We start from the raw sequence: 21,229 nt of genomic DNA, 5'->3' as shown, positions 1-21,229 counted from the left end.
CATGTTCCTCCTGGGCGTCAGCGATCACGTGATGATCGCGCACAGCTTCTCCGATCCGTTCTTCGGCCCGGCGACCCGGATGCACGGCGCGACGTACGCCGTCGAGGTCGAGATCCGCGCGAAGGCGCTCGGCCGGTACCACGTGGTCATGGACATCGGCGCGCTGCACGCGTCGCTGCGCCGGGCGCTCGACACGATCGACTACCAGAACCTCGACGAGCACCCGGCCTTCCCCGGGCGCACCTCCACGACCGAGCGCGTGGCCGAGCACGTGGCCGGCCTGCTCGCCGCGGACATCGCGAAGCTCCCCGCGGACGAGGCGCCTTGCCCGGGCGCGACGCTGCGGGTGCTCGTCCGCGAGTCGCCCACGGCATACGCGGGCTTCGAGCGCGACCTCTAGGCCCTGTCGGACGAGCTGCTGCGCCGCCCGGACGGCCGGCCGACCCCGCTCGAGGACCTGCAGATCTCCTCGCTCGCTCTCCCAGGCCCGAGGCCGCTCGCGACGCTCGTCCGGCAGAGCCGAGCGCCCTTGAGCCCGGCGAGGCGCGCGCCTGTCCGGCCGAGGCCGAGCGGCCAGCGGCTCGGCGCCTGCTCCGGCGCTCGCGCGGGAGCAGGGCAGTCGGCTCCGCCGGCATAACAAGGCCGAGACAGGCTTATTCCTCTGACGAGCGATCTTCACAGAGACGCCATGTAGCCCGACCGGGCGCGCCCGGAGGACACCCGCGGTGTCTCGCGACATGCGATCGGGATCGCACAATTCGTCACGACGCCCGGAACCCGGCACCCCCCTGTTCCGTCTTCTGGGCCACAAAGGCGCGGCGCATCAAGGCGACCCGCGCGGGGCTGGATCAATTTTTGTATCCATGTTGCATCAGTAACTCGATGCGAGAACGCGACCGAGCCCGCTCCGCCGCGTCGTCGTGACGTCGAGGGGCCGCTGTTCCGGATGGCCCGACGAGCGCTCGCGTACGACCGCGGGCGACAGCGCTCGGGGCGCGCGCAGCCGCGTCGAGCGGCTGCCTGAAGAACAAGGAGGACTGGATCTCATGAACGATGAACCTGGATCTGCCGTCGCCGACGGGGGCACGACCGGCAGGGGCGGGCAGGCGGTCCCAAAAAGAGAGAAGGGGCGCCTCGTGGTGATCGGCAACGGGATGGCCGGCGCGCGGTTCGTGGAGGAGCTCGTCGCGCGGGGGGGCAGGGACCGCTTCGAGATAGCGATGTTCGGCGATGAGCCTTACGGCAACTACAACCGCATCCTGCTATCGAACGTTCTTGCGGGAATCCAGGATCCGAAGGACATCTTCATCAACCCTCTGTCGTGGTACGAGGACAACGGCGTCCGCCTCCACGCCGGGGTCCGGGTCGCCTCGATCGACCGCAGGAGCAAGACCGTCCGCGGCGCCTCGGGCGTCGTCGAAGCCTACGACAAGCTCGTCATCGCCACGGGGAGCCGCGCCTTCGTGCCGAAGCTCGAGGGGCTGGAGCGGGAGGGCGGCGGGTACAGGAGCGGCGTCTTCGTGTTCAGGACGCTCGATGACTGCAGCGGCATCATCGAGCACGCGAGGCGGTCGCGCCGGGCCGCCGTGATCGGCGGCGGGCTCCTCGGCCTCGAGGCCGCGCGGGGCCTGCTCGGGCTCGGCCTGGAGGTGCACGTGGTGCACCTGATGAAGCACCTCATGGAGGTCCAGCTCGACGCGGCCGGCGGCGCCGTGCTCCGGCGCGCGCTGGAGGACATGGGGCTCGTCATCCACCTCGAGAAATCCACCCGGGAGATCCTCGGCGACGAGCGGGTCGAGGGGCTCCGCTTCGAGGACGGGAGCGAGCTCGCGTGCGATCTCGTGGTGATCTCCGCCGGAATCCGCCCGAACGCAGAGCTCGCGCGCGACGCGGGGCTCACGGTCGAGCGGGGGATCGTCGTGGGAGACGACCTCTGCTCGCCCGACGATCCGGACGTCCATGCGATCGGCGAGTGCGCACAGCACCGCGGGCGCACTTACGGGCTCGTGGCTCCCCTGTGGGAACAGGCGCAGATCCTGGCCGATCGGCTCACGGAGCGCAGGCCCGACGCGGCGTACGCGGGCTCGAAGGTCTCCACCAAGCTCAAGGTGATGGGCGTCGATCTCCTGGTGATGGGGGAGCAGCGCGCCGCGACCGACGCGGAGGAAGAGGTCGCCTACGTCGAGCCGTCGCGCGGGATTTACCGGAAGCTCGTGATCCGCGACGGCATCCTGGCGGGCGCCATCCTGCTCGGCGGCGGGGGGCCCGGCGGGAGGCTGCTCCAGGCGTTCGAGCGGGGCCTCGCGATCCCCGAGGATCGCGCGGCGCTCCTCTTCCCCGGGGCCCACGCCGGCGCGGGCGAGCCCAGCGTGGCGGACATGCCGGACGAGGCGCAGGTATGCAACTGCAACGGCGTCTCGAAAGGCCAGATCGCCGCGGCGGCGCGGGGCGGGTGCCGCACGCTCCGGCAGGCGTGCGCCGCGACGCGCGCCGGGTCGGGCTGCGGGGCGTGCAAGCCGCAGGTGCAGGCCGTCCTCGAGCTGGTCCTCGGGAGCGGCGCGGCGGAGGACCCCTCGGCCCACTACTACGTGCCCGGCGTGCCCTACGCGAAGCCGGAGCTCGTCCGGCTCATCAAGGAGCGCGGGCTGCGCAGCGTCTCGTCCGTGTTCCGGGAGCTCGCGGGCGGGCAGGAGGACGTCGCGAGCAAGCCGGGGCTCGCCTCGCTGCTCAAGAGCATCTGGGGGAGAGCCTATGAGGACGAGCGCGACGCGCGCTTCATCAACGATCGGGTGCACGCGAACATCCAGCGCGACGGGACGTTCAGCGTCATCCCGCGCATCTATGGAGGCGTCACGACGCCGGCCCAGCTCCGGAAGATCGCCGACGTGGCCGAGCGCTACGACGCGAGGATGGTGAAGATCACGGGGGGCCAGCGGATCGACATCCTCGGCATCTCGAAGGAGCGGCTGCCGGACGTGTGGCGCGACCTGGGCATGCCGTCCGGTCACGCTTACACGAAGGGATTCCGCACCTGCAAGACGTGCGTCGGCAGCGAGTTCTGCCGCTACGGGGTCGGGGACAGCACGGCGCTCGGCATCGCGATCGAGCGCCGGTTCCAGGGGTTCGAGGCGCCCCACAAGCTGAAGCTCGCCACCGCCGGCTGCCCTCGCAACTGCTCGGAGGCGACGACAAAGGACGTGGGCGCCGTCGCCATCGAGGGAGGCCGGTGGGAGATCTACGTGGGAGGCGGGGCCGGCTCGCGCGTCAGGAAGGGAGACCTGCTCTGCGTGGTTGACACGCAGGAGGAGGTCATCCGCTACGCGGGCCGCTTCATGCAGTATTACCGAGAGCAGGCCAGGTACATGGAGCGCTCGTACGATTTCGTCGAGCGTGTCGGCATCGAGAAGGTGCGGAGGGTGATCGTGGACGACGCCGAAGGGATCGCGGCGCGCCTCGACGCGGAGGTCGAGGCCTCGGTCGACGCGTACGCGGACCCCTGGAGCGAGGCCGAGAGCCCGATCCATCCGTCCCAGTTCACGACGCTGCTCCCGCCGCCGAGCGGCGCGCCCGCGCCGGCGGAGTAGGCCGTGGATCGGCGGAGAGGAGCGCCGGGCCAGCGCCCGGCGCCCGCGGAGACGAGGGGTGTCATCCGGTCGGCCCGCGCGCCGGCCGGGGAGGAGTTCAGGTGATGGGCAATGTCGCGCTGAAGGAGAGGAACGTCTTCAACCTTGGCCCGCTGGGCCAGATACCCGAAGGAGAAGGGAGGGCGTTTCATGTCGGCGGCTACGAGGTAGCCGTGTTCCGGACGCGAGCAGGGGAGCTGTTCGCCGTGCAGGCGCGCTGCCCTCACCGGGAAGGGCCGCTCGCGGACGGGCTCCTCGGGGGCAACGTCGTCCAGTGCCCTCTTCACGGGATCGCCTTCGACCTCTCGACCGGTCACCCGATCGGCGCCGAGTGCAGCGCGCTCGCGTGCTTCGAGGTGGCGCTGAGCGCGTCGGGAGAGATCCTCGTCCGCCTCTCGCGTCCCGAGGCGGGCACCTCCCCCTTTTCGCGCGAGGAGCCACCCGCGCTGGCGCAGCTGCGCGCCGAGGCGACCGCCCGCTGAGGAGGGCAGTCGGCGCGCACTATCGAAACACTATCGAAACAATCCCGATCCCGAAACAATCCCGATCCCGAAACAATCCCGATCCCGAAACAATCCCGATCCCGAAACAATCCCGAGCCGCGCGTATTCCGCCGACACGATCTCTTCGTGAACGCCATTCAGGCTGGCCCGGTCGCGTCCGGATGACACGCGCGGTTTCTCACGAATCGCTCGGGGCTCTCCTGAATCGTCGTGACATTGGAACCCGGCGCACGGCTCGTTCCGTCTTCTGGGTTACATGGATGCACGTCGAGGCTGCCGGGCAACGGCGCCTGTTCTACTGCAATCGTGCTGCATCAGTGACTACGTGGCCGGAAGGCGGTCGAGCCCGCTGTGTCGCGTCTGCCCGGTAGCGCTGGACGCGGCGGCGAGCGAATGCGAGGGCCCCAGCCCATGATGGAAGACAGGGACATTCGATCCAGGATGCAGGAAGAGCCGTGGGGCGCCGGGCGCGGCTACGGCCCGATCTCGCCGCGCCACCCGCTCGGCGGCGAGATGTCGGACGTCGCGCGCGGGATCTTCTCGCGCCTGCGGCTGCCGCGGCTCCTTCAGCGCTACGCACAGGTGCCGGTGCTCGCCGCGTTCAGCTTCGTGAACGGGTTCGTGAGCATCGGTCTGATGGCGGCCCTCGCCGCCGTGACGAAGGAGCCCTTCGTGTTTCCGTCGCTCGGTCCGACCGCTTTCTTGTTCTTTTACACGCCCAGGGCTGCCTCGGCCGCGCCGCGCAACACCCTCATCGGGCACAGCATCGGTATCGCGGCCGCTTACTTCAGCCTGTTCGTCACGGGGCTGACGCACGCGGGCCCGGCGACCGCCGCGAGCGTGACGCTCCCGCGCGCCCTCGCCGCCGCGCTCTCGCTGGGGCTCACGGCCGGCCTCATGGTGCTCGCCCGAGCTCCCCACCCGCCGGCGGGCGCCACGACGCTCATCGTCTCGCTGGGCATCCTGGACCGGCCGCCGATGTTTCTGGTGCTCCTCGGAGGCGTCGCCCTGCTCACGATGCAAGCCATCATCATCAATCGCCTCGCGGGCGTCGATTACCCGCTCTGGGCGCCGCGGCAGGCGCGCGGAGCGGAGGACGCGCCGCCGCACGTCGCCGCGCCGCCGGGGCGGAGCGCGGCGACCGGCACGGCGGTGCAGCCATGAGCGCGGAGCTCACCGAGCGCCCCGCGTGCCGCGCGGTGCCCGTGCGCCCCGGCGCCGCCGCGAGCCCGCCGCGGCGCGTCCCGCTTGCGCACTGGGGCGCGGTCCGCAACGGGGCCGCCGCCGCCGCCGCGCTCGCGGCGCTCATCGTCCTCGGCAGCCGCGACCTCGCGGACTTCGACTCCGCGCTCGTGGGCTACACCTTCGCGTGCCTCTTCATGACCTTCGGGGTCGTGTACCGGTACTCCGTCTGGCTCAGCAAGCCGCCGACCCGCAAGTACTGGGTCCGCGGCGTGGAGGTGCTCTTCTCGCCGCGCCGCTGGCCGCGCCTCGGCCGCCCGACGCTCATCGTCAAGGCGCTGTGGTCGAAGATCATCGCGCAGGATTTCATCCTGCGTCGCGGCCTGACCCGCTGGATCGCGCACATGCTCATCGCGTGGGGCTGCGCGCTCGCCGCGGCCGTGACGTTCCCGCTCGTGTTCGGCTGGCTTCACTTCGAGGCCGGCGCCGCCGGCGCGGTCTATCGCGTGGTGCTCTTCGGGGTCCGCGTGTCGGAGATCCCGGTCCACGGCGTCGTGGGGTGGGCGATCTTTCACGCGCTCGTCGTCAGCGGCTTCATGGTCGTCCCGGGGGTGATGCTCGCCATGCTCCGCCGCATGCGGGAGGGCGGCGCGGTGGCGGCCCAGCGCTTCGAGCGCGACCTCCTGCCGCTCCTCCTGCTCTTCGCCGTGAGCGCGAGCGGGCTCTTGCTCTGGGTGAGCTACGAATGGCTGCACGGGTATTTCTACGGCGCGCTCGCCCAGGTCCACGCGCTGACGGTGATCGTCACGCTCGTTTACCTGCCGTTCGGCAAGCTCTTTCACGTGTTCCAGCGCCCCGCGTCGGTGGGCGTCACGTTCTACAAGGAGGCGGGCGGCCGGGGCGAGCAGGCGGTCTGTCCGGTCACGGGCGAGGCGTTCGCGGCCAAGCTCCAGACCGACGATCTCAAAGAGGTGCTCGCGGAGGTGGGGTTCGACTACGCGGCGCCGACGGCGACCGGACCTGCGTGGAGCGAGATCTCCCCGCGGGGGCGGCGGATGCTCATCGGCCGCGCGCACCACCGCGCGCGCGGCGGCCGCTTCTCGTGAACGACGGAGCGGAGGAGACGACACATGGCTCACCTGAGATTGCCTATTTCCGACTACATCCGCGAGTACGGGCCGCACGTCTCGGACTCGCCCGTGACCGGGTGGGGACCGAAGCCCGAGCCCGACAGGCTGGTCGAGACGCACTGCTGCTTCTGCGGGATGCAGTGCGGCGTGAAGCTGCAGGTCAAGGACAGCCGGGTGATCGGCATCGAGCCGTGGGAGGAGTTCCCGTTCAACGAGGGGCGGCTCTGTCCGAAGGGGGTCAAGCGGTACATGCAGACGCACCACCCCGACCGCCTGACCGACCCGCTGATCCGCGACGGGGCCGGGTTCAGGAAGGCGGGCTGGGACGAGGCGCTCGATCTCGTGGCGTCGAGGGTGCGCGCCATCCAGGCGAAGCGGGGCAAGGACGCCTTCGCGATGCTGAGCGGGGTCTCGCTGAGCAACGAGAAGAGCTATCTCGTGGGCAAGTTCGCGCGCCTCGCGCTCGGCACCGCCAACCTGGACTATAACGGCCGGTTCTGCATGGTCTCCGCGGGCGCGGGGAACAAGAAGGCGTTCGGGATCGACCGCACCGCGAACCCGTGGGACGACATCCCCGAGGCCGGCGTCGTGCTGCTCGCGGGCACCAACGTGAGCGAGTGCTTCCCGACGCTGACGCACTACATCTGGAAGGCGCGCGACCGGGGGGCGAAGCTCATCGTGGTCGATCCGCGCGAGACGCCCATCGCCCGCACCGCCGACCACCACGTGGCGCTTCGCCCGGGCACCGACAGCGCGCTCAACCAGGCGCTGCTCCACGAGCTCGTCGCGAACGGCTGGTTCGACCGGGAGTTCGTCGAGCAGCGCTGCACCGGCTGGGCCGAGCTGCGCGCCTCGGTCGAGCGCTGCACGCCCGAGTGGGCCGCGGAGATCTGCGGCGTCCCGGCGGCGCTCATCCGCGAGGTCGCCGCGGCGTGGGGGCAGGCGAAGACGAGCTTCCTGCTGCACGCGCGCGGCGTGGAGCAGCACACGAAGGGCGTCGAGAACGTCCTCAGCCTGATCAACCTCGTGCTCGCCACCGGCAGGATCGGCCGCAAGGGCTGCGGCTACGGGACCATCACGGGGCAGGGCAACGGGCAGGGCGGGCGCGAGCACGGGCACAAGTGCGATCAGCTCCCCGGCAACCGCGACATCGAGAACCCGGAGCACCGCAAGCACATCTGCGATATCTGGGGGATCTCCGACGCCGAGCTGCCGCGCAAGGGCAAGACCACCGTGGAGATCGTCGAGGCGATCCACGCGGGCGAGATCCGCGGGCTCCTCAACATCTGCTTCAACCCCATGGTCAGCCACCCCGACACGGGCTTCGCCCGCGAGGCGCTCGAGAGGCTCGAGTTCTTCTGCGTCGTCGACTTCTTCATGAGCGAGACGGCCCGCTATGCCGACGTCGTGCTGCCCGGCTCGCTGCACGAGGAGGAAGAGGGCACCTCGACGACGGCGGAGGCCCGCGTGGTGCGCCTCCGCGCCGCCGTCGATCCGCCCGGCAACGCGCGGCGGGACACGTGGATCCTCCTCGAGCTCGCGAGGCGGCTCGGGAAGGAGGAGCACTTCCGCTTCTCGAGCAGCGAGGACATCTTCAACGAGCTGCGCCGCGCGAGCGCGGGAGGGACCGCCGATTACGCCGGCGTCACGTACGAGCGCGTGGAGCGGGAGATGGGGGTGTTCTGGCCCTGCCCGTCGGAGGGGCACCCGGGCACCCCGAGGCTCTTCGAGGACGGAAGGAGCTACCACCCCGACGGCAAGTTCAAGCTGATCCCCACGCCTCATCGCCCGAGCGCGGAGGTGCCCGACGCGGAGTTTCCGCTGTACATGACCTCGGGCCGGAGCGTGTTTCATTACCTCAGCGGGACGCAGACGCGGCGGATCAAGTTCCTCGTCGAGAAGAGCCCCGGGCCGAGCTGCGAGATGCACCCCGCGCTCGCGGCGCGGCTCGGCCTCGCCGATCGGCAGCTGGTCACGGTCGAGACCCGGCGCGGCGGGATCACGGTCCCGCTCCGGGTCGCCCCGACGATCCGGCCGGACACGGTGTTCCTCCCGTACCACTGGCCCGAGGAGCTCGCCGCCAACCAGCTCACGGTCCGCGCGCTGGATCCCGTGAGCAAGATGCCGGAGTTCAAGGTCGCGGCGTGCAGGGTGCGCGCCGCCACGCGCGCCGAAGCCGCTCGGGCGCGATCGCTGTTCGCCGAGCTCAAGCTGGAGGCCTCATGAGCGCTGTGGTGCGGGATTTCTTCATCGATTTTCAGCGGTGCATCGGCTGCCAGGCGTGCGCCGCGGCGTGCTCGGAGTGCCACACGCACCGCGGGCTGCCGATGGTGCACGTGGACCTCGTCGCGCCGGGCGTGTCGCTCCAGACCGCGCCGATGGTCTGCATGCATTGCGCCGATCCGACGTGCGCGTCGGTCTGCCCCGCGGACGCCATCAAGGTCGATGAGCACGGGATCGTGCACTCGAGCCTCAAGCCCCGGTGCATCTCGTGCGGCAACTGCGAGCTCGCGTGTCCGTTCGGGGTCCCGATCATCAAGATGGAGATCCAGCAAATGCAGAAGTGCGACATGTGCTTCGACAGGACGAGCGCCGGGAAGAAGCCGATGTGCGCGACGGTCTGCCCCACGGGCGCGCTGTTCTACGGGACGCGCGAGGAGATCGCGCAGCAGCGGCCGGCGAGCAAGCCGATCAACCGCTGGCGCTTCGGCAACCAGCGGATCGCGACGCGCGTGCACGTGATGGTGCCGCACGACGTGGACGAGATGGGGGTCGAGCTGCCCGCCTTCGACGAGGGCGGCGGCCCCGCGGCGCTCGCGACCGCGCTGGCGGCGGGCGCGGGCGACGGGCGAGCGCCGGAGGAGGCGCGGCTGGACGCGGAGTTTCTGTGATGGGCGCGGACGATCTGCCCAAGTGGCGAGAGGACTTCCCCTACGAGTCCGAGGGCGACGACCACGTGACCCGCCGCGATTTCGCCCGCTTCCTCGTGCTGCTGAGCGGCGGGCTCGCGACCGGCAACGCCGTCGTGTACCTCCGCTCGCGCCGCCCGCCCGCGGAGCCGCCCGGCCGCGTGGAGATCGCGCGGATCGAGGATCTCGCGCCGGGGAGCGCCGTGGCCTTTCGCTACCCGGACGAGACGACGCCGGCGCTGCTGATCCGCCGGGAGAGCGGCGAGCTCCTGGCGTTCGAGCAGAAGTGCTCCCACCTCGGATGCCCGGTCTCGTATGCGCGGGAGGGCGGGGAAGAGCACCTCCGGTGCTACTGCCACAACGGCCGCTTCGACGTGGCCTCCGGCGAGGGCACGTCCGGTCCGCCGCGCGATCTGCGGCCGCTCGGGCGCATCGCGCTGGCGGTCGAGGACGGCAAGGTGTTCGCGGTAGGGCTCTCACGGCGGCGCGCGACGTGAGGTGAGCGATGCCGATCCCTGGACCGAAGCACGATCTGCGCCCTGGGGCGAAGGGCGCGATGAGCGCGAGGCTGCTCTCCGTGGCGATGCTCTGCGCGTTCCAGTACTGGCTCCTGACGTCCACGGTCGAGGCGTACAACGGCGGCGATCGCGACATCCCGCTGCCCGCGCTGGCGACCTCGCTGGTGTGCTTCGCGCTGGGCGCCGGCCTTGTCGCGGCGGGGGAGCTGTCGGCGTGGAGGGCGCGCCGGAGGCCCCCGCCCGGCGCGTGACACCCGGGCGCGGCGCCTGGCCGCCCGCGCGGGGCTGGCCGGGTTCCGTGGTACTGGGTCGACGCATGCGCATCGCCTGGGTCGTCTACGGCGCCCTCGACCAGATCACGGGCGGGTACATCTACGATCGGCTCGTCGTCGAGCGGCTGCGGCGGAGGGGCGATGTCGTCGAGGTGGTGTCCCTCGACCCGGCGCCGCGGTCGCGCGCGCTGGCCGGGCTCGCGCTCGCGGGGCGCCTCGCCCGGCTCGACCCTGCCGTCGTGGTCGGCGACGAGCTCTGCTTCCCGGAGCTCGGCCCGGCGTTCGCGGCGCTGCCGCGGCGGATCGCGCGCGTGCTCCTCGTGCACCACCTGAGCGCGTGGGAGCTCCCGCCCGGCGCGCGGCGCGTGGCGCTCGCGCTCGCCGAGGCGGCGGTGATCCGGCTCTGCGACGCGCACCTCGCGACGAGCGCGACGACCGCGGCGCGGCTCCGGCGCGAGCACGGGCTCGCCCGGGTGGACGTGGCGCCGCCGGGCGCGGACCGGCTCCCCTTGCGCCCTCGCGCCGCGCGGGGCGGCGGCCCCGCCGCGCGGGGCGGCGGCCCGCTGCGGCTCACGTTCGTGGGGAGCTTCATCCCGCGCAAGGGGCTCCTGGAGCTGCTCGCGGCGTTCGAGCGGGTCGGGAGCGCGCGCGCCGCGCTCGTCCTCGTCGGCGACGCGGCGCGCGACCCGGCCTATGCCGAGCGCGTGCGCCGGGCGATCGACGGCTCCGCGCACCTGCGGGCGCGCGTCGAGGTGCGCGGCCTGCTCGACGACGAGGCGCTCGCGGCCGCGCTCGCGGAGACGGACGCGCTGGTCCTGCCCTCGCGGCTGGAGGGGTACGGCATGGTGCTCACCGAGGCGGTCCGCGCTGGCGTGCCGGTGCTCGCCGCCCGCGCCGGCGCGATCGCCGAGGTCGTGCAGGACGGCGCCGAGGCGCTGCTCTGGGACGACGGCGAGGGGCTCTTGCGGGCGCTCACCCGCTTCATCGAGGACGGGGCGCTCAGGGCGAGCATGAGCCGCGCGGCGATGCTCCGCGCTCCGGCGCTGCCCACGTGGGACGGCGCCGCGGCCGCGGTCGGCGCGGTGCTCGCCCGGGCGGCGCCGGGGCGCTGAGCCGTCATCCGCCGCTGCCGCCGGGGTTGCGCAGGACGCACCTCTTGGCGCGGACGAAGGCGTCGAAGCGGGCCTCTTGCAAGCCGTCCGCGTCCGGGGTCGGGTCCCTCACGATGCACGCCGCCACGGAGAGCTCCCCTTCGTAGAGGTCCTTCTCGCGAGTGGTCTTGTGGTTCAGCTGGCAAACACCGCTGAGCACGTCGTCGCCGAGGTTGGCGGACACGTTCCATTCGTCGTCGTCCAGCTCGCGAGATGCGCGGAGGGTGATACCCCAGAACCCCTTCTTTTCCCGGATGGGATCGTTGAGGATCATCACCTCGAGCCCATCTCCTTTCACCCCACAATCCGTGTACCAGCTGCGCTGGTTGTCCTCGTCGAACGCGACCGCGGTCTCCCCGTTGTTCCCCGTATCGAGGAAGAGCTGCTTCGCGCCGAGGGTGAGCACGGCTCTCCCCGCGACCAGCGGCGGCTCGAAGTCGCTGCCGCACCCGAGCGGCGCGAGCGACAATGCGGTGGCGAGCAATGTCCTGAGCATGGGTATCCTCGGTTGCGAGGATCATGCGTGGTCAATCCACAAGTCAATCTTCAAATCGACCGAATCGCGCGCGGTGAAGTGGTAATTTGCGCAGGCTCGCGGGAATGAGTCCGACTGATAGCGTGGAGATCGGTCTTCCTGTCAACCGTCAGCGTCCAGTTTCATGATCTGGGGACGGGATTCGGATTAGACGATGATAATTTTTGTCGGTTTATGGGAATGGTCTTGCTGTGGATTTCGTCGCAGGGGCCCCGATGCCGCCCGCCTCCTGCGTATGAAGCAAATACCACCTCATCCATGGCAGCCCCCGTCGGCCGCCCCCACATCACGGCAAGCCTCCTCGACCGGATCCACCCCCTTTACCGTAGGCCCCCGGAGAGGGTGTTCTCGGCGCGGGGTGGGGGGTGGGGATGGGCCGATGTTTGAGCCTGAGATGTGAGCCATCCGGCTTGCCGGATGGCTCACATCTCAGGCGAGTTCGGCGGGGCCCCACCCCCCACCCCGCGCCGAGAACACCCTCTCCGGGGGCCGGTCCTCGCAAGCAACATCGCCGCCTCTTCCCGGAGCCGCCGCGTGAGCCCCGCGTCATCGTCCCCCTCGCCGACCGCCGCCGCCGCCTCCCGCGCCTCGCCGAGCCGCACCCGCACGTCGACGTCGTCGAAGCCCGGCAGCGCCACCTGGAGGAGCGGCGCCAGCGTGCTGATCCCGCGCCGCTCGGCCCAGCGCGTGACGGCCAGCCGCTTCGCCCGCGGCGAGTGCACCCCCGAGACGACCGCCACCGCGACGCGCCCCCCCGCGGCCGCCGCCGCGCGCAGCAGCGCCCCGGCGCTCGGATGCCACGCCCCGAGCGGCGCGTCGCCGTCGCCCGCGAACGCCGGATCCGCCTCGATGCGGCCCGCGGGGAAGTGCAGCAGCGCCCCCCCGCCGCGCAGGTGCCGCAGCGCGCGGCGCACCCCGGCCGTGCGCGCCGCGAGCTCCCGCCCGCCGCCGCCCCCGTCGATCGGCACGAAGAGCAGCCGCTCGCTCACGTGGGGCAGCGCCCGCAAAAATCGCCGCTCGGCCGCCACGATCATGAGATCCCCCCGGCCGATCGCCGCCATCAGCGCGAGCGCGTCGTAGGCGCCGGGGTGGTTCGACACCACGAGCAGCGCCCCGCGCGACGGCGGCGCCGCGTCGGCCGTCCACCGCGCCCCGAAGCCCGAGAGCGCCTCCCGCGCCGCCACGTGGATCCCCGCCTCGCCGGCGCGCCGGTCGAACCGCGCGAGCGCGCGCCCGAGCGGCCACGACGGCACCGCGAACGCCGCGCGCCCCGCGCGGCGCACCCACGCCGGCGCCCCGCCGAGGCCGAGCGCCGCCACCATCTCCTCGCCGGACAGCATCGCGAGCTCTCTCGCCAGCGGCTCCGCCATGTCCGCGTCTCTACCCGCGCCGGTGCCGCCACGCCAGCGCCGCGCTCCGGCCCGGCCGACCACCAGGCGCCGCGATCCGTACCCCACCGACGCTGCGGCCCACCGCCCCGGCGCCGGGCGACGGCCCGGCGCGCGGCGGCCTCGAGCTGCGCTCCAGCGCGACCTGCGGCGCGCCCATCGTGGCCTGTCGTGTTTGCGCCGGGGCGCGCCGGCTCTGTATGAAGAGAGCATGAAGGCCACGTCCCTGACCCTGGATGACTCCATCCGACGCGGCGCCGCGCCCGCGCGCCCGCGGCGGACGCTCGCGGACCTCCCGGGGCCGAGGGGGCTGCCCGTGGTCGGTCATCTGCTCGCGCTCCACCCCGACCGCTGGCACCTCGACTTCGAGCGATGGTGGCGCGCCCACGGAGACCTGTTCGCCGTCCGGCTGGGCCGCAAGTCGAACCTCGTCGTGGCCGACGGCGAGCTCGTCCGCGACGTGCTCCAGCGCCGCCCCGCGGTGTTCCGGCGGATGCGCACCATCGAGGACGTGTCGCGCGAGGCGGACATGGTCGGGCTGTTCTCGGCGGACGGGGACGCGTGGCGGAAGCAGCGGCAGCTCATCGGCCCGACGTTCCACGCGCGGCACGTCGAGGGCTTCTTCCCGAGCATCTCCGCGATCACGGGCAGGCTGCGCGCGCTCTGGGCGCAGGCGGCCGACGAGCGCGCCGCGCGCGACGTGCTCGGCGATCTCATGCGCTACGCGGTCGACGTCACCTCGTCCGTCGCCTTCGGCCGCGATCTCGACACGCTCGCGCGCGGCCCGGACGCGCTCCAGGAGCACCTCCAGCGCGTCTTCGTCGGCCTGAACCGGCGGATGCTCGCGCCGCTGCCCTACTGGCGCTACCTGGGCCTCCCCGCCGACCGCGCCTACGATCGCGCCATCGCCTCGGTGAAGCGGTTCATCCTCGATCTCGTGACCGCCGCGCGCCGCGAGATCGAGGGCGGCGCGGACCGGCCCGCGCGCCCGAGGACCCTCCTGGAGCTCATGATCGCGGCGCGCGACGGCGAGGACCCGAAGGCGCGCCTCTCGGACGCCGAGGTCTACGCGAACGTCCTCACGATGCTGCTCGCGGGCGAGGACACGACGGCGAACACCCTCGCGTGGATCCTCTATTACCTCGGCTCGCGCCCCGACGTGCAGGCGCGCGCCCGCGAGGAGGCGGATCGCGTCGTCGGCGGCGCCCTGATCCCGACGCTCGAGCAGAGCAAGCGGCTGGAGTACGCGGGCGCGGTCGCGCACGAGACGCTGCGCCTGCGGTCCGCGGCGCCGCTGCTCTACCTGGAGGCGAACCACGACACCGTCGTGGGCGACGTCGCGGTGCCGGCCGGCGCCGGCGTCGTGGCGCTCACGCGCGCCGCGGGGCGGAAGCCCGAGTATTTCGGCGATCCGGAGTCGTTTCGCCCCGAGCGCTGGCTCGGGGGCGCGCCCGCGACGCTGCCGCACGAGCCGCGGATGGCGCTCGCGTTCGGCGGCGGGCCGCGCGTCTGCCCGGGGCGCTCGATGGCGCTGCTGGAGTGCGCCGTGACGGTCGGCATGGTGCTCCGGAGCTTCACGGTGGAGCTCGCGGATCCCGCGGCGCCGGTGCGGGAGCGGATGGCGTTCGCGATGCAGCCGGAGGGGCTGCGCATCCGGTTCACGAGGCGCGCGAGCGCGTGAGGGCGAAGGCGCCGGCGCGGCTCACCGCACCTTGGCGAGGGCCGCGTCGTAGTCGGGCTCCTGCGCGATCTCCGGGACGAGCTCCGCGTGGACGACCTTGTTCTGCTCGTCGAGCACGAGGACCGCGCGCGCGAGCAGGCCGGCGAGCGGCCCGTCCACCAGCTTGACCCCGTATTTGTCCCCGAAATCGCCCCGGAAGGTCGAGAGGCTCTCCGCGTTCTTGATGCCCTCGGTCCCGCAGAAGCGGCCGTGCGCGAACGGCAGATCGGCCGAGATGTTGAGCACCGTCACGCCCGGGAGCTGCGCGGCGCGCTCGTGGAACGTCCGAACGGACTTCGCGCAGACGCCGGTGTCGACGCTCGGAAAGATGTTGAGGATCTTCTTGCCCGAATACGACGAGAGCTTGCCTTCCGACAGATCGCTCTTCACGAGCGTGAAATCGGGTGCGGTCGCGCCGACGGACGGCAGCTCGCCGGCGGTGTGGACGGGGCTTCCCTTGAACTTGGTCTGAGCCATGGTCGCATCCTCCTCTGTGCAGCGGTGCTTCGGCGCCCGTCGTAGGCGCGCGGAGGGCGGATGCCAAGCAGATCCAGCCAGGCCGCCGGCGCCCCGAAGCGCCGGCCGGCCTGCCGCGTGGGCGATCGCTGCCTCGCGGGCTTCCGGGCGCGAGCCGTCGCTCGCGGCCGGATCATCCGCCGAGGGGCGAGCGGCTCACCAGGGGGAACGGCTCGACCTCGGCGTCGTCGGGGTTCATCGAATCCCTGCTGTACCCGATCTCCTGCTCGGCCGTGGTGATGATGAAGGGGCCCCCGATCTCCTCGGGATCCACCGCGTCCTCGTAATCCTCGGTGGTGTCGCCCTTGCCCGACGTCGCGGAGGCGAGGTACTGCTCGGCGATCTGCTCGGCGAACTCGTCCACCACCCGCGGCGGGCCGTCCCCCGGATCGGGGATGAACGCATCGCGGTCGTCCGTGCGAGTCGCGCTCTTGCGCGCTGCCTCCACGAAATCCTTTCCGTGGCTTCTGCTGGTGGCCCGCTGGGAGCCGTCTTGCTTGGTCTGCATGATGGGTGATCTCCTCGCTCGGCGGCACGCTCCCACGCGCTTTCAGCGACGCCGCCCGTCCGGTGTTACGACGTTCCGACATCCAGAGATGCACCGCGTGTACCAAGGCTGAAACGCTGCGCGGCGCGCGCTGTGGCGAGCCGATCCGATCGGCGCTCGAGCGCCAGGGCGCGGGCGAAAGCCCCAACGTGCGTCGGGTGTAGCGGCGTGCCACAGCCGACGAGAGGCGCCGGTGACACGATGCCCCGGCGTTGCGCCGCCGGTGCACGGCGCTGCCCCGGCGTGTCCGGCTCGCGTGGGCTGCTGGAGAAGAGGCCAATCTCATGGCCGGCGCCTCGTCGAGCGCCGCGCGCGACGAGGCGCGGCGCGCGCCGGGGCGCCGCGGAGGAGCGATGTCGTTGCGCCCCGCGCCGTGCCTTTACCAGCCGAGCTCTTCGCTGATCGCGTCGGCGAGCTGCTCGGCCATGTCCCGGTTCTTCTTCGCGCTCGGGTGCCAGTCGCAGCCGAGCCCGTCCGTCGCCTTGTCGTGCGGCGGGAACTCGAGGAAGCGCACCCGATCGTCGCCGCCGGCGGTCCGGTCCTCCACCACCTGGCCGATGTAGTCGCGCGCCCTGCTGAGCGCCTCGGCGCCCTCCGGGTACGAGTCGCTGAGCATGGGCCCGATGGTGCAGAAGATGTACGCCTCCGGGTAGTTCTTCCTGACCGTGTCGACGAGGCCCTCATAGGCGTTCGTGAACGGCGCGCGGAACTGGGCGTCGCCCGGGACGTTGATGCTGAAGTCGTTCGTGCCGAGGTTGATCACGACGACCTGCGGCACCCAGGACGAGAAGTCCCACGCGGGCTGCGCCTCGTCGGCGATCGTCCGGCCGTAGATCTCCGGCATGGTGGGCACCTTCTCATCGTCGTAGTTGCGGACCACGCCCCTGCCGGACCAGGCGACGATCGTTGTGTCGGCCTCGAGCAGCCGGCCGACCAGGGCGCTGTAGGCGAGGTAGTTGTTCTCCGTGTCGCTCGTGAACGGGCACGTCTCATCCGCTCCGTCGACCCCGTAACCGGCGGAGATCGAGTCGCCGATCACCTCGATCCGGCGCTCGGGCGCGGGCGCGACCGGCAGGAGCTCCCCGCCTTGCTCCGGGACGAACTCGAGGAACTGCGTCACGCCGACGAGCGGCTCGGTCCGGCGGTGGAGCAGGAGATCGTGCTCGCCGTCGGGCAGCCCTTCGGCGACCGTGTAGAGCTCCTCGTTGGCGTTGACCTTGAGGACGCCCTTCGACTCGCCGTCGATCACCACCTGGAAGAAGTTGGACCGCGCCGTCGTCGACGCGTCGTCGAAGCGGACGCTGATCGACGTCCCCGAGAACCGCGTGGCGATCGCGCTGCCGGCCCAGGAGAAGCGGGGGCCTTCGGGCTTCGTGGTGTCGAAGCGCCCGATGAAGCGGACGGTGTCCCCGGAGGGGTTTCCCCCGCCGGTGCCGCTCGTGCTCGACGCCGTCGTCGCGCCTGCGCCGCCCTCGCCGGCGCCGCCCTCGCCCGTGCCGCCGTCGCCGCCCGCGCCCGAGGCGCTCGTCGTCGAGGTCGATGAGCCGGCGCCGCTGCCCGTCGTCCCGTTCGGATCGTCGTCCCCGCACCCGGCGAGCGCCGACCAGGCGATGCAGACGGCGGAAACGAGCTTCGGGAAGGTTGAGTAAGCTGCTGTCTTCATGGGGGCGGAGGATGCTGCAGGTCCGTGGCGCACACAACTCCAATCTGTCCCTGGAAACCGGTGCAGACTCCGCGATGCGGCCGTGGAGAGGCGGAGATCGGTTGGCGCGCGGGCGCTCCGACGATGTCGGGTGAGCGAGCGGCGGCGCTGTCGCCAGAAGAGGGGACTCGAACAGGACGGCGGGAGGCGGGGCGGGAGCGCTGAGTGGTTTGCGCGCCTCGGCTGCCGCGCCGGGGGTCAGGGGAGGGATACGCGTCTAGCGCGATGGATCGGCGCGGAGGCGCTCAGTTCCAGGTCCGGTTCTGGCTCTGGTGCTCGGAGCGACCGCTCTCCTCGGCGGAGGAGCGGCCTGGGCCCTGCGAGGCGCGCACGTCGTCGCGCTCGTGGACCCGGGTCGAGTACCCCTGCGGGATCTCGTCGCCCATGAAGCGGCCGAACCCGGGCCGGCGCTCCGGGCGGTTGTAGATGTCGCCCTGGCCGCCGCGCTCCTGGCCGCGGCCGTGGCTCTCGCGCTCGTCGCTGCGGCCCTGGTGGCCGCGGTCCTCGTCGCGATCGCGGCGCCCGCCGCGCTCTGCCTCCCAGCCCCGGCCGCCGGCGCGCTGGTGCTCGTCGCGACCGCGCTGGCCGCTGGACCCGCCGCGCTCGTCGCCCCAGCCGTAATGGCCGGGGTTCTGGCGCTCGTCGCCGCCTCGATACCCGCGGTGCTGGTCCTCGCCGCGCCCGTAGCCGCGGCCCTGGTACTCGTCCTGTCGCCCGTAGCCGCGGCCGTAGCTCTCGCGGCCCTGGTACTCGTCCTGTCGCCCGTAGCCGCGGCCGTAGCTCTCGCGGCCCTGGTAGTCGTCGCGGCCCTGATAGCCGCGGCCCTGGTAGTCGTCGCGGCCCTGATAGCCGCGGCCCTGGTAGTCGTCGCGGCCCTGATAGCCGCGGCCCTGGTAGTCGTCGCGGCCCTGATAGCCGCGGCCCTGATAGTCGTCGCGGCCCTGATAGCCGCGGCCCTGACTCTGGCCCTGGTAACCGCGGCCCTGGTCGTCGTCGCGCCCCTGATGGCCGCGGCCCTGGCTCTGGCCCTGGTAGCCGTGGCCCTCGTACTCCTCCTCGCGCCCGTAGCCGCGGTGCTGGTTCTCCTCGCGGCCGTAATCGTCGCGACCGTAGTCGTCGCGCCCGTAAGAACCGCGGCGCTGGCCCTCTTCCTGTCCGGTGGTCCCGCGGTTCACGTCGCGGCCGTAATAGCCGCGGTTCTCGTCGCGCCCTCGCTGCGCCGAGCCGAACCCTCTGCGCTCGTCCTCCGCGCCCCGGCCGCCGAAGTGATCGCCGCGCCCGCCGCTCCGCTCCCACGAGGGGCTGTCCTGTCCGTACGCGCGGCTCTCCTCGTGCTCGCGGTAGCCGGGCCCGCCGTAGCCGCCTTGCTCCTGCCCGCGCCCGCCGTACCCGCCGTACCCGCCGCGGTGGTCCTGCCCGTGCTGGCCGCCCGCCTGCCACGGTCCCCTGCCTTCGCCGCGCCCCTGCTGGCCATCATACTGCGGCTGCCCGTACTGTGGCTCCTGGCCCAGCTCGCCCTGCCGGCTGCCGCCGCTCTGGTTCGCGTAGTTGCCGCGGCTGTACGAGCCTCGTTCGAACGCGTCCCGCTCCTCCTCGTGGCCGCGGAAGCCGCGTTGATCGTAGCTCCCAGGAAAGCGCCCCTGCTCTTCCCGGCGACGCCAGTCGTCGCGCGCCCCCTGGTCACGGAAATCTCGGTCGTCGTAGCGATCTCGTGCCATGTCGCTCTCCTTGCTGGGTGCTGGTTGACAACGCTCGTGGCTCACGCAAGCGAACACCTCCGTGAGCAGCGGGCCTGCTTGCCCAGCAACCGACGTGCCCGCAGGAGACGGAGGACGAGCGCCGGGCCGCCGAGCGACTGCCTCGGCGGCTCAATCGCGCGCTGCGCCTCGCGCGCCGCGCGCGCGACGACGCGCCAATGCGCCACACGCTGGGGCAAGCTGTCACGCGAGCGCGGTCGAGCTCGTCCAGGACGATCTCGCCACCGCCGGCGCGACGACGAGGTTCAGGCTGGATGGCGGGAAGCGCGGCGCCGCGGACAGCAGCGCTCGCCCGGCGCTCAGTACCGCGTCTCGCAGGGGTGCTGATCGGCGAACGCCTTCACGCGGGTCTTGTTGGACGACCAGGGGAAGTTCGCATCGGTGATCGACCAGGACATCGCGCCCGCATACCCCATGTTGTAGAGGTCGCCCACGAACTTGTCGTAGCCCACGTCCATCTCGGCCATGTTGATGGGGAACTCGCCCATGACGACCGGCTTGTCCGTGAGTCGGTACTCGGACAGGGGCCTGTCGTACGGGAAGTAGTCGTTGACCCAGCCGTACATATGGACCTGGTAGAAGTCGACGTCCGCGTGGGTCCACGCCTGACCCCACTTGATCGCGGCGCTGCCGACGCTCACGGGCGCGCCGGTCTCCTCCCGCAGCACCGCGGCCGACTCCTTGGCGAGCGCCTCCATCTGCTGGTGCGTCACGAGATCGAACTTGCTCGAGTCCCCCTCGAACGCCGGGTCGCCGCCGTAGAGGCTCGGCCCGGTCATCGCCCACTCGGGCTCGTTGATGACGTCCCAGGCCAGCATCCGGCTCTGGTGCGGGCTCGACACGACCGTCTTGGCGATCGGCCGGACGACGTTCTCGATGAGCTTGGCCCGCCGGCCCGCGTCCGCGACGATCGGCCCCATGCTCCAGACCGTCAGGCCGTTCGGCGGGTTGTGCGACGTCTTGTAGAAGCCGTCGAAGGAGAACAGGGTGAACATCACGTTGACCTGCGCCTGGTCCGCGAGCTCGAGCGCCGCCAGGATGTCCTGCGTCGAGGTGCCGCCGAGCCCGGTCGGGTTGCCCTGCCCATCGAAGTTGATCTGGTCCCCGTAGAAGCGGGGGTAGATCCACCAGCGGACCACGTCGACGCCGTTGGCGCGCATGTCCTGGAGGTCGGAGAGCACCTGGCTCCTCTTGCCCGAGACGCCCGCCTGGCTCCACCGGGACTGACCGCCGAAGTCGGCGCCGAAGTCGCGCCACGCGTAGTTCACGCCGTACATGAAGCGGAGGCGGCAGGCGATCTCGACACCGGCCTCGAACGGGCATTCGTCCTCCACCGTGCAGGTGCTGGGCTCTCCGCCGCTGCTTGTGCTGCTGCCCACGGGCTCGCCGCTGCCCGTGCTCGCGGGCCCGCCCGTGGGCGCGCCGCCGCCCGTGCCCGTGGGCCCTCCGCCGCCCGTGCCCGTGGGCGCGCCGGCGCCCGTGCCCGTGGGCCCGGCGGTGCCCGAGGAGCCGCTGCCGGTCGGGCCGTTGTCCGCCGATTCCCCGCCGGCGCCGCCCTCGCCGCCGTCGCCCGTCCCGTCGCCGCACCCAAGGCCAGCCGCGGTGAGCTGGAGAACCCCAACAAGAAGAAGCCAATTGCGCATGGGCCGATTATCGCCAGAAACGCACGTTCGAGCCAGCCCGAAATCTTAATCGGTTCAGTGACTCACCGCGCAACGTTCTGCCGTGGCTACAAGATGCTTGTCACAGCGGCCCTGGCGAGATCATCGCCTCTCC

Annotated in this window: 18 protein-coding genes; 11 read left to right on the top strand and 7 right to left on the bottom strand. The window is 71.9% G+C overall.

All coding sequences use genetic code 11. From position 1 onward, the window contains the following. Position 1: 1 nt before the first annotated feature. The 10 genes from WMF20_RS33490 to WMF20_RS33445 all read left to right on the top strand — a co-directional run bounded on the left by WMF20_RS33490 (position 2) and on the right by WMF20_RS33445 (position 11,249). A complete protein-coding gene (locus tag WMF20_RS33490; protein ID WP_437605916.1) occupies positions 2 to 400 on the top strand; it encodes a 6-pyruvoyl trahydropterin synthase family protein in 399 nt (132 codons plus the stop codon). Positions 401 to 1,046: 646 nt separating this feature from the next. Next, complete coding sequence (nirB, locus tag WMF20_RS33485) at positions 1,047 to 3,584, top strand: nitrite reductase large subunit NirB (RefSeq protein ID WP_437605914.1); 2,538 nt, start codon at positions 1,047 to 1,049, stop codon at positions 3,582 to 3,584. 104 nt (positions 3,585 to 3,688) lie between these two features. Beyond that, complete coding sequence (locus tag WMF20_RS33480) at positions 3,689 to 4,105, top strand: Rieske (2Fe-2S) protein (RefSeq protein ID WP_437605913.1); 417 nt, start codon at positions 3,689 to 3,691, stop codon at positions 4,103 to 4,105. 462 nt (positions 4,106 to 4,567) lie between these two features. Further along, positions 4,568 to 5,290 (top strand): HPP family protein, encoded by a 723-nt coding sequence (locus WMF20_RS33475; RefSeq protein ID WP_437605912.1) that lies wholly within the window; start codon positions 4,568 to 4,570, stop codon positions 5,288 to 5,290. Next, positions 5,287 to 6,414, top strand: coding sequence for an MFS transporter (locus tag WMF20_RS33470; RefSeq protein ID WP_437605910.1), 1,128 nt, complete (start codon positions 5,287 to 5,289; stop codon positions 6,412 to 6,414). The genes WMF20_RS33475 and WMF20_RS33470 overlap by 4 nt, the downstream gene beginning before the upstream one ends. 24 nt (positions 6,415 to 6,438) lie before the next feature. After that, the gene (locus WMF20_RS33465) at positions 6,439 to 8,664 is read left to right on the top strand and encodes a molybdopterin oxidoreductase family protein (protein ID WP_437605908.1); all 2,226 of its coding nucleotides are present in this window, start codon (positions 6,439 to 6,441) and stop codon (positions 8,662 to 8,664) included. Further along, positions 8,661 to 9,329: a 4Fe-4S dicluster domain-containing protein gene (locus tag WMF20_RS33460; protein ID WP_437605907.1), complete on the top strand. Its 669-nt coding sequence runs from the start codon at positions 8,661 to 8,663 to the stop codon at positions 9,327 to 9,329. The genes WMF20_RS33465 and WMF20_RS33460 overlap by 4 nt, the downstream gene beginning before the upstream one ends. After that, complete coding sequence (locus WMF20_RS33455; RefSeq protein ID WP_437605906.1) at positions 9,329 to 9,844, top strand: ubiquinol-cytochrome c reductase iron-sulfur subunit; 516 nt, start codon at positions 9,329 to 9,331, stop codon at positions 9,842 to 9,844. The genes WMF20_RS33460 and WMF20_RS33455 overlap by 1 nt, the downstream gene beginning before the upstream one ends. 8 nt (positions 9,845 to 9,852) lie before the next feature. Beyond that, entirely contained in the window at positions 9,853 to 10,116 is a 264-nt protein-coding gene (locus WMF20_RS33450; protein WP_437605905.1) for a DUF6755 family protein, read from the top strand. Between the two features lie 65 nt (positions 10,117 to 10,181). Further along, entirely contained in the window at positions 10,182 to 11,249 is a 1,068-nt protein-coding gene (locus tag WMF20_RS33445) for a glycosyltransferase family 4 protein (RefSeq protein WP_437605903.1), read from the top strand. 4 nt (positions 11,250 to 11,253) lie between these two features. Here the strand turns inward: WMF20_RS33445 and WMF20_RS33440 are convergent, their stop codons facing one another. Together WMF20_RS33440 and WMF20_RS33435 are read right to left on the bottom strand one after the other, a co-directional pair. Next, a complete protein-coding gene (locus WMF20_RS33440) occupies positions 11,254 to 11,784 on the bottom strand; it encodes a hypothetical protein (RefSeq protein WP_437605901.1) in 531 nt (176 codons plus the stop codon). A gap of 461 nt (positions 11,785 to 12,245) precedes the next feature. Beyond that, positions 12,246 to 13,193 carry a 1-acyl-sn-glycerol-3-phosphate acyltransferase gene (locus tag WMF20_RS33435; protein ID WP_437605899.1) on the bottom strand — a complete coding sequence of 316 codons (948 nt, stop codon included), beginning with the start codon at positions 13,191 to 13,193 and terminating at the stop codon, positions 12,246 to 12,248. Positions 13,194 to 13,422: 229 nt separating this feature from the next. Between WMF20_RS33435 and WMF20_RS33430 the strand changes: the two genes are divergently transcribed. Next, a complete protein-coding gene (locus tag WMF20_RS33430) occupies positions 13,423 to 14,892 on the top strand; it encodes a cytochrome P450 (protein WP_437605898.1) in 1,470 nt (489 codons plus the stop codon). Positions 14,893 to 14,913: 21 nt separating this feature from the next. Here the strand turns inward: WMF20_RS33430 and tpx are convergent, their stop codons facing one another. The 5 genes from tpx to WMF20_RS33405 form a co-directional block, all read right to left on the bottom strand. Further along, positions 14,914 to 15,408 (bottom strand): thiol peroxidase, encoded by a 495-nt coding sequence (tpx, locus tag WMF20_RS33425; RefSeq protein ID WP_437605897.1) that lies wholly within the window; start codon positions 15,406 to 15,408, stop codon positions 14,914 to 14,916. 172 nt (positions 15,409 to 15,580) lie between these two features. Next, on the bottom strand, positions 15,581 to 15,955 hold the full coding sequence (locus WMF20_RS33420; RefSeq protein ID WP_437605896.1) for a hypothetical protein: 375 nt from the start codon (positions 15,953 to 15,955) through the stop codon (positions 15,581 to 15,583). A gap of 418 nt (positions 15,956 to 16,373) precedes the next feature. Then, on the bottom strand, positions 16,374 to 17,657 hold the full coding sequence (locus WMF20_RS33415) for an SGNH/GDSL hydrolase family protein (RefSeq protein ID WP_437605895.1): 1,284 nt from the start codon (positions 17,655 to 17,657) through the stop codon (positions 16,374 to 16,376). Positions 17,658 to 17,941: 284 nt separating this feature from the next. Continuing rightward, positions 17,942 to 19,414, bottom strand: a complete 1,473-nt coding sequence (locus tag WMF20_RS33410; protein WP_437605893.1) for a hypothetical protein — start codon at positions 19,412 to 19,414, stop codon at positions 17,942 to 17,944. A 338-nt stretch (positions 19,415 to 19,752) separates the two neighbouring features. Continuing rightward, positions 19,753 to 21,096 (bottom strand): endo-1,4-beta-glucanase, encoded by a 1,344-nt coding sequence (locus WMF20_RS33405; RefSeq protein ID WP_437605891.1) that lies wholly within the window; start codon positions 21,094 to 21,096, stop codon positions 19,753 to 19,755. Positions 21,097 to 21,229: the final 133 nt, after the last annotated feature.

The organism is Sorangium sp. So ce834 (genome assembly GCF_051521425.1).
Lineage (GTDB): Bacteria > Myxococcota_A > Polyangia > Polyangiales > Polyangiaceae > Sorangium > Sorangium cellulosum_D.
Note: the sequence above shows the minus strand (reverse complement) of the source record. Positions and strands in the feature narration are given on the sequence as shown.

What these genes read in the sequence shown, in the direction of transcription:
- WMF20_RS33470 (WP_437605910.1), top strand. Translation starts at nt 5,287, where the DNA reads ATGAGCGCGGAGCTCACCGAGCGCCCCGCGTGCCGCGCGGTGCCCGTG.
- WMF20_RS33430 (WP_437605898.1), top strand. Translation starts at nt 13,423, where the DNA reads ATGAAGGCCACGTCCCTGACCCTGGATGACTCCATCCGACGCGGCGCC.
- WMF20_RS33405 (WP_437605891.1), bottom strand. Translation starts at nt 21,096, where the DNA reads ATGCGCAATTGGCTTCTTCTTGTTGGGGTTCTCCAGCTCACCGCGGCT.
- tpx (WP_437605897.1), bottom strand. Translation starts at nt 15,408, where the DNA reads ATGGCTCAGACCAAGTTCAAGGGAAGCCCCGTCCACACCGCCGGCGAG.
- WMF20_RS33450 (WP_437605905.1), top strand. Translation starts at nt 9,853, where the DNA reads ATGCCGATCCCTGGACCGAAGCACGATCTGCGCCCTGGGGCGAAGGGC.
- nirB (WP_437605914.1), top strand. Translation starts at nt 1,047, where the DNA reads ATGAACGATGAACCTGGATCTGCCGTCGCCGACGGGGGCACGACCGGC.
- WMF20_RS33460 (WP_437605907.1), top strand. Translation starts at nt 8,661, where the DNA reads ATGAGCGCTGTGGTGCGGGATTTCTTCATCGATTTTCAGCGGTGCATC.
- WMF20_RS33480 (WP_437605913.1), top strand. Translation starts at nt 3,689, where the DNA reads ATGGGCAATGTCGCGCTGAAGGAGAGGAACGTCTTCAACCTTGGCCCG.
- WMF20_RS33415 (WP_437605895.1), bottom strand. Translation starts at nt 17,657, where the DNA reads ATGAAGACAGCAGCTTACTCAACCTTCCCGAAGCTCGTTTCCGCCGTC.
- WMF20_RS33440 (WP_437605901.1), bottom strand. Translation starts at nt 11,784, where the DNA reads ATGCTCAGGACATTGCTCGCCACCGCATTGTCGCTCGCGCCGCTCGGG.
- WMF20_RS33490 (WP_437605916.1), top strand. Translation starts at nt 2, where the DNA reads ATGTTCCTCCTGGGCGTCAGCGATCACGTGATGATCGCGCACAGCTTC.
- WMF20_RS33455 (WP_437605906.1), top strand. Translation starts at nt 9,329, where the DNA reads ATGGGCGCGGACGATCTGCCCAAGTGGCGAGAGGACTTCCCCTACGAG.
- WMF20_RS33445 (WP_437605903.1), top strand. Translation starts at nt 10,182, where the DNA reads ATGCGCATCGCCTGGGTCGTCTACGGCGCCCTCGACCAGATCACGGGC.
- WMF20_RS33420 (WP_437605896.1), bottom strand. Translation starts at nt 15,955, where the DNA reads ATGCAGACCAAGCAAGACGGCTCCCAGCGGGCCACCAGCAGAAGCCAC.
- WMF20_RS33435 (WP_437605899.1), bottom strand. Translation starts at nt 13,193, where the DNA reads ATGGCGGAGCCGCTGGCGAGAGAGCTCGCGATGCTGTCCGGCGAGGAG.
- WMF20_RS33465 (WP_437605908.1), top strand. Translation starts at nt 6,439, where the DNA reads ATGGCTCACCTGAGATTGCCTATTTCCGACTACATCCGCGAGTACGGG.
- WMF20_RS33410 (WP_437605893.1), bottom strand. Translation starts at nt 19,414, where the DNA reads ATGGCACGAGATCGCTACGACGACCGAGATTTCCGTGACCAGGGGGCG.
- WMF20_RS33475 (WP_437605912.1), top strand. Translation starts at nt 4,568, where the DNA reads ATGCAGGAAGAGCCGTGGGGCGCCGGGCGCGGCTACGGCCCGATCTCG.